Origin of the sequence: Pontibacter pamirensis, from assembly GCF_010015475.1 — a bacterium.
Taxonomy (GTDB): Bacteria; Bacteroidota; Bacteroidia; order Cytophagales; family Hymenobacteraceae; genus Pontibacter; species Pontibacter pamirensis.
On sequence record NZ_SSNI01000053.1, the window covers coordinates 26,108 to 32,461 of the forward strand.

At 48.9% G+C, this 6,354-nt stretch carries 7 protein-coding genes and 1 pseudogene; 2 read left to right on the forward strand and 6 right to left on the reverse strand.

Annotated features, from left to right (window positions below):
- Positions 1-18: 18 nt before the first annotated feature.
- From E1919_RS24770 to E1919_RS24785, 5 genes are all read right to left on the reverse strand, one after another.
- Positions 19-399: an NADH-quinone oxidoreductase subunit A gene (locus E1919_RS24770; RefSeq protein ID WP_115567479.1), complete on the reverse strand. Its 381-nt coding sequence runs from the start codon at positions 397-399 to the stop codon at positions 19-21.
- A gap of 212 nt (positions 400-611) precedes the next feature.
- Positions 612-2,243, reverse strand: a complete 1,632-nt coding sequence (gene pruA / locus E1919_RS24775) for an L-glutamate gamma-semialdehyde dehydrogenase (protein ID WP_162056101.1) — start codon at positions 2,241-2,243, stop codon at positions 612-614.
- 224 nt (positions 2,244-2,467) lie between these two features.
- Positions 2,468-2,593 carry a hypothetical protein gene (locus E1919_RS27980; protein WP_262888765.1) on the reverse strand — a complete coding sequence of 42 codons (126 nt, stop codon included), beginning with the start codon at positions 2,591-2,593 and terminating at the stop codon, positions 2,468-2,470.
- A 17-nt stretch (positions 2,594-2,610) separates the two neighbouring features.
- Entirely contained in the window at positions 2,611-3,312 is a 702-nt protein-coding gene (locus tag E1919_RS24780; RefSeq protein WP_162056102.1) for a YjjG family noncanonical pyrimidine nucleotidase, read from the reverse strand.
- A 148-nt stretch (positions 3,313-3,460) separates the two neighbouring features.
- On the reverse strand, positions 3,461-3,847 hold the full coding sequence (locus tag E1919_RS24785; RefSeq protein WP_162056103.1) for an ArsR/SmtB family transcription factor: 387 nt from the start codon (positions 3,845-3,847) through the stop codon (positions 3,461-3,463).
- A 73-nt stretch (positions 3,848-3,920) separates the two neighbouring features.
- Between E1919_RS24785 and E1919_RS24790 the strand changes: the two genes are divergently transcribed.
- Together E1919_RS24790 and E1919_RS24795 are read left to right on the forward strand one after the other, a co-directional pair.
- Positions 3,921-4,592, forward strand: coding sequence for a carboxypeptidase-like regulatory domain-containing protein (locus E1919_RS24790; RefSeq protein ID WP_237144845.1), 672 nt, complete (start codon positions 3,921-3,923; stop codon positions 4,590-4,592).
- A gap of 261 nt (positions 4,593-4,853) precedes the next feature.
- Positions 4,854-6,200 (forward strand): NAD(P)/FAD-dependent oxidoreductase, encoded by a 1,347-nt coding sequence (locus tag E1919_RS24795; RefSeq protein ID WP_162056104.1) that lies wholly within the window; start codon positions 4,854-4,856, stop codon positions 6,198-6,200.
- Positions 6,201-6,242: 42 nt separating this feature from the next.
- Here the strand turns inward: E1919_RS24795 and E1919_RS28300 are convergent.
- A pseudogene (locus E1919_RS28300) lies at positions 6,243-6,354 on the reverse strand (IS701 family transposase); the annotation flags it as partial.

Genomic DNA, 6,354 nt, shown 5'->3' on the forward strand with positions numbered 1-6,354 from the left:
CCTTAAAAGTTTAATGTCCTATTCCCACTTCAGGATGCCTTTTTTAATCACGTAGAAGAACCCTGCCAGCAGCAGTCCCATAAACACGAGCATTTGCAGGAAGCCTTCCATACCGAAGCTTCTGAAGTTTACAGCCCACGGGTACAGGAAGATGATTTCCACATCGAAAAGTACAAACAGGATGGCTGTCATGAAATATTTATAGGAGATAGGCGTGCGGGCATCACCCACCGATTCTATACCGCTTTCCCAGGCTTTGCCTTTTACTTCACTGTCTCGCTTCGGGCCGAGCATGTGTGTAAGCGTAAGCGCAAAAATCACAAAGCCCAGTGCGGCTGCAAACTGAATTAAAATTGGAAGATAATCAGACGGTACATACTGATCCACAGTTGGTTCCATAATGCGGTAGTCCTTTTTTTAATGAAGGACCAAAATTAGGTATAAATAGCCAACAATCAAAAGCATAAATCTATAGTAGATGATGCAAAAGTTCAAGTGGGGGCGGGCTATGAAGGAGGAGGGGCAAAAGCAGCAGCACCCTTTGCCAAAACACAGCGGCCATGCTCTGAGAAGAATATGGCCGCTGTGATGGTTTAAGCAGTTGCGTTTTACTAATCCTCGCCCAGGAACGGATAGCGGTAATCGGTTGGCGGGTTGAGCGTTTCTTTAATAGAACGGGCTGATACCCAGCGCAGCAGGTTCAGCATGGAACCGGCTTTGTCGTTGGTGCCGGAGGCGCGCGAACCACCAAACGGCTGCTGGCCTACCACTGCACCAGTTGGCTTGTCGTTGATGTAGAAGTTACCGGCTGCGTCGGTCAGTTTCTTTGTGGCATACTCAATAGTATAGCGGTCTTTGCTGAAGATGGCACCTGTGAGCGCGTAAGGCGAAGTGGCATTCACCAATTCTACTGTATCTTCGAAATTGTCTTCGTCATATACATAAATAGAAATAACCGGCCCAAAGATTTCCTCGCACATGGTAACATAGGTTGGGTTGTGCGACAGCAGTACAGTTGGCTCAATGAAGTAGCCCTTCGACTTGTCGTAGTTACCACCCGCGATGATCTCCACCTCATTGCTTTCTTTTGCGTCGTCGATGTACTTCGCTATTTTATCGAAGGATTTTTCATCAATGACAGCGTTAATGAAGTTAGAGAAATCTTCCGGAGGCCCCATCTTGAAGGATTTCAGATCCTCTACCACGTAGTCTCTCACCTCGTCCCAGAGGTTGCTCGGGATATAGGCACGGGAGGCGGCAGAGCATTTCTGGCCCTGGTACTCGAAGGCGCCGCGTGTAATAGCGGTTGCCAATTGCTTGGCGTCTGTTGTTTTGTGAGCCAGTATAAAGTCCTTGCCGCCGGTTTCGCCTACAATGCGCGGGTAAGTCTTGTACTTGTGTATGTTGTTGCCGATGGTCTGCCATATGTTCTGGAAAACGCCGGTGCTGCCTGTAAAGTGTATACCGGCAAAATCGGAATGGTTGAAAACAACGTCACCCGTTGTCGGGCCGTCTACATACACAAGGTTGATTACACCCTCCGGCAAACCGGCTTCCTGCAGCAGCTCCATGATCATATGGGCGGCGTAAATCTGCGTGTAAGCTGGCTTCCATACCACTACGTTGCCCATCATGGCGACAGCAGTTGGCAGGTTACCCGCAATGGCGGTGAAGTTGAACGGCGTCAGGGCAAACACGAAGCCTTCGAGTGGGCGGTGCTCCATACGGTTCCATACCCCCGGAGACGACTCCGGCTGCATGTGGTAAATTTCCGTTGCGTACTGCACATTAAAGCGCAGGAAGTCGATTAGCTCGCAGGCAGAGTCGATTTCCGCCTGGTATGCGTTTTTGGACTGCCCCAGCATGGTCGCCGCATTCAAACGCGCTCTCCAAGGTCCGGCTAAAAGTTCAGCGGCTTTCAGGAAGATGCTGGCGCGGTGTTCCCAGGCCATATTAGACCACATCTCGCGGGCAGCAAGCGCAGCGTTTATCGCTTGTTCCACGTGGGTCGCATCACCTTCGCTGAAGTGGCCGAGAATGTGCTGGTGGTCGTGCGGCTGCACCATGGGCCGCTTGTTGTCGGTAAATATTCTGTCGCCGCCAATGTACATCGGCACATCCAGCTCTTTCGACTTTAGTTCTTTATAGGTGCGCTGCAGCTCTTCTCTTTCAGGAGAGCCTGGAGCGTAAGATTTTACTGGTTCGTTAACAGGAGTTGGTACTCTAAAGAATCCGGTTGCCATGCGTTTATAATTGTGATTATAAAATATGTTTAAGGTATTCCTGAAGGCTTACGGAAATAACGGTGCCTTCTTTACAAATGTAACGGGATTTCCCGGAAAAGCGGCATACGAACGCTCGTTATGCTGTAGATGGGTATTTGGAGAAGGTCAGCTGTTCCGGACATCTTTGTCCGGAACTAACCCTGAAGCGGACTTCCTATTCCGCGTTGCTCGGTACACGGGGACTAGGAAGTCCCCGGCAGGTGGCTTTCGGACAAAGATGTCCGAAAGAGCAGTAGGAAATTAACTTCAAACAGAAAGCCCGGCGCTGTACCTGCTTCAGGTGTCAGCGCCGGGCTTTCTGTTGTCATGTTTTACTGCTCTGGGGCTACAGCATCTCCTTTAACTGGCTCAGGCAATGTATTTCGTAAGTTGGCTTAAGGCTTCGCCGCTTTTTGATTTTCTCGGGGTTAAAGAACACCTGGTCGATGCCGGCGTCGCGGGCACCTTCAATGTCGCACTCATAGTTGTCGCCCACCATCAGGCAGTTTTCCGGTTTCACGCTAATGCGGTCCAGCAGGTACTCAAACATGCGGCGGTCTGGCTTTTTAAAGCCGCAGCAATCAGAAGTTACTACTTCCCTGAAATAGCTGTGCAGCTTGGATGCCGTAATCTTTACATGCTGAGCGTCCTTAAACCCGTTCGTGAGGATGTGCAGGCCGTACTTTGGCTGCAGGTAATCGAGCACTTCAAACGCGAAAGGAAACACGGCCGTTTTGGTAGGGCAAAGGTCGAGGTAAGCTTCTGAAATGCCCTGTGGTACTTCGTGCGGCTCCAGGCCTAGTCCTGTCAGGGTTTTAAGAAAGCGGCTTTCCCGTAGCTCCGCCTGCTTTATCTGGCCTTTGTTATAGAGGTCCCAGAGGCGGGTGTTTACAAACTTATACTTCCTGTAAAAAGAATTACTATCGAACTTGCCAAAGCTGGCCAGTTCAAACTGCTCATATAAGGTATAGAGGGTTTCTTCAGAATTTTTCTCAAAGTCCCATAATGTATGGTCCAGGTCGAAGAGGATGTGGGTGTATGTTTTCATGTATAAATGGAATCAGGTAAAGGTAAAACGCGTTGGGGGAACGTATGTTTTGATAATTGCATTGTTTTGCTGAAAGACAAAGCTGCCTGGTACCTGAACCAATACAATATATTTTGGTTTATATAGTTATGATGGGTGCAGACAAATGCTAGGAGGCTGTCCAGCGGCGGGTTTGTAGTTTGTTAACGGCAAGCTCGCGGTTAGAGAAAAGAATCTGGTAAACCTCCACATCTTTTTGCAGCGCGGCATCGCGTTCCATATAGGCAAATATCTGGTGCAAGAAGTCTGCGGCCTCTTCTTTGATGGCATAAAAAACCCACTGATCCACCTTGCGGGGGGCTACAAGGCCCGCATTGCGCAGGTAAGAGAGGTGGCGCGAAGTTTTTGTTTGCGTAAAATCCAGCACCTGCTCCAAGTCTGAAGTGCACATCTCCTTGTTGCGCAATATCAGGAAGAGAATGCGGATGCGGGATTCGTCGGCGAGGGCTTTTAAAACCTGTTCGCCAAAAGATAGAGTGAAATGTTTGAGCCTCATAAGCAGGGTGGCAATAGAACAAAAATAGGTAAAAGCAACTATTATAAATAATAATATAGTATAATTGTATCACATGAAGTCCCCTTTACACGCGTCGTATTTCCATGCAAAGCCCCTGCGATGGCTCTTGTTGCCACTGTTAGGCCTGTTGTTGCTTTTAGGTACAACAGAGGAGGCAGCAGCACAGGGTCAGGGGCGTCGTGTGGTGCAGTTGTCCGGCTTTGTTGCTACTGGCGATAGCCTGTACGGTGTGGCTGGTGTAAGCGTGTATGTGCCAAACTCCACACGTGGAACAGTGACAAATGAATACGGCTTTTTCTCGGTTCCGGTGCTGACCGGCGACAGCGTGCTTTTTGGTGCGCTGGGCTTTAAAAAGCAGTATCTCATTATTCCCAAAACCTATAGCAGCCAGAGTTACTCCATTATTATGCAGCTGCAGGAAGACCCAACGGAGCTTCCTATGGTAGATGTGTTTCCCTGGGCAACTGAGCGTGACTTCCGGGAGGCAGTGGCCAATGTGAAGCTGCCAGATGAAGGACGGGCCATTGCCATGCGTAACCTGGATCCTGAGCGGCTGGAAGAACTTTTTAAAACAACACCGATGGATGGAGCGGGTAATTTCAGACACGGCATGAACCAGCAGCGGCAATTGCAGCAGAACCGCTATATGTATCCCACTATTAACCCAATGGCCATCCCGGCCCTTATCAAGTCCATCATGAACGGCGATTTCAAGCAGAAATAGTCTTCAACACCCTCTTGTATCCTTACATTATCTTTTACAGGTGCTTTCAACAGTGCCCGGAACAGCCATTTTAGAAGAGTGGCTGCGACTGTCTGTATACCTATCAATAATTGCCTTCTGCACAGAGGGATTGCCTTTGAGTAACTAAGCGCCGTATGTTTCGTTATTTTGGATGTAGCTGTACACGTATCCTACAGAAGCAGCCGGGAAGCAAAGTATAATTTGCTGCTCCGGATTGCGGAGACCTAAAAGAAATATACTATGCTTGAAACCGATCAATTATCGCTCAATATACCCGATACCACCAAACCTCGTGTTGTTATAATAGGAGGTGGATTTGGAGGTATCAACGTGGCCAAGAAACTGAAATGTAACGATTTTCAGATCGTGATGTTCGACAGGCAGAACTACCACGGCTTCTGGCCGCTCTTATATCAGGTGGCCACAGCCGGCCTTGAGCCTGACGCTATTGCAGAACCGCTACGTAAGATGTTTGGTAGTGATGATTATGAAGATTTTCACTTCCGGTTAGTAAAAGTAACAGGCATTGACCCGGTTATGAAAACCGTATCAACACTTGTCGGTAACCTGCCATACGATTACCTGGTGGTTGCCACAGGTTCCAAATCCAATTACTTCGGAAATGACCAGGTAAAGAAATACTCTTTTCCGCTGAAGCAGATACCGGATGCCCTTAATTTGCGCAGCCAGCTTTTGCAGTGTTTTGAGCAGGCCAACATGACCAATGACCCTCAAACAAAGCAAAGCCTGATGAACTTTGTAATTGTGGGTGGTGGGCCTACTGGTGTGGAGCTGGCTGGTGCACTGGCAGAAATGAGGAAGCACATCCTCCCAACGGATTACCCGGGTATGAACTTCAAAAACATGAATATCTACCTCGTGGAAGGTATGGACAGGGTGCTGCCGCCCATGTCGCCGCAGGCCAGTGCCAAAACGCAGCAGTACCTCGAGGAACTTGGGATAGATGTCAAGCTAAACACCCTGGTGGAGGCTTATGATGGCAATGTCGCCACCCTGAAAGGAGGCGAACAGATCCGGGCGCATACCCTGGTATGGGCTGCCGGAGTTGCCGGTGCGATGATAGATGGCCTGCCTGAACAGGCAATGGAGCGGGGTAGGGTACTGGTGAACGAATATAACCAGGTGCTAGGCTTTGATAACATTTTTGCGATTGGGGACATTGCCTTTATGAAAACGGAGGAGTACCCAAAAGGACACCCAGGAGTAGCGCAGCCTGCCATTCAGCAAGGAAAACTTCTGGCAAAAAACCTTCCGAAGCTGAAGCGTGGCCGGCCGATGGAGCCGTTCAAGTATTACGACAAAGGATCTCTGGCCATTGTAGGTCGAAACCGTGCTGTGGCAGATTTGCCAAATGACAGGCATGTGAGTGGCTTTTTTGCCTGGGTGATTTGGCTGTTTGTGCACATCATGTTCCTCGTTGGCTTCCGCAATAAACTGGTGGTGCTCAGCAACTGGATTTACCGATTTTTTACCTACGAGCGTGGTACACGCATTATCATCAGACCATTCGTCCGGAAGGGAGACAGGGCCAAACGCAAATTTATAAGCAAGTACAACGCAGAATAGACAGCTTGCTGTCGGTGTGAATTACTTTAGGACTTTCGCACATTAGGCATAACAGATAGCAGGATTTACCAGTTGTTGATTCATGTATTGGTCGAGCAGCCCTTTTTTGAGCTGGTAAATTGTTAGTTCATAGGCATAGGCCAAACTCTTGAGT

What these genes read in the sequence shown, in the direction of transcription:
- E1919_RS24770 (WP_115567479.1), bottom strand. Translation starts at nt 399, where the DNA reads ATGGAACCAACTGTGGATCAGTATGTACCGTCTGATTATCTTCCAATT.
- pruA (WP_162056101.1), bottom strand. Translation starts at nt 2,243, where the DNA reads ATGGCAACCGGATTCTTTAGAGTACCAACTCCTGTTAACGAACCAGTA.
- E1919_RS27980 (WP_262888765.1), bottom strand. Translation starts at nt 2,593, where the DNA reads ATGACAACAGAAAGCCCGGCGCTGACACCTGAAGCAGGTACAGCGCCG.
- E1919_RS24780 (WP_162056102.1), bottom strand. Translation starts at nt 3,312, where the DNA reads ATGAAAACATACACCCACATCCTCTTCGACCTGGACCATACATTATGG.
- E1919_RS24785 (WP_162056103.1), bottom strand. Translation starts at nt 3,847, where the DNA reads ATGAGGCTCAAACATTTCACTCTATCTTTTGGCGAACAGGTTTTAAAA.
- E1919_RS24790 (WP_237144845.1), top strand. Translation starts at nt 3,921, where the DNA reads ATGAAGTCCCCTTTACACGCGTCGTATTTCCATGCAAAGCCCCTGCGA.
- E1919_RS24795 (WP_162056104.1), top strand. Translation starts at nt 4,854, where the DNA reads ATGCTTGAAACCGATCAATTATCGCTCAATATACCCGATACCACCAAA.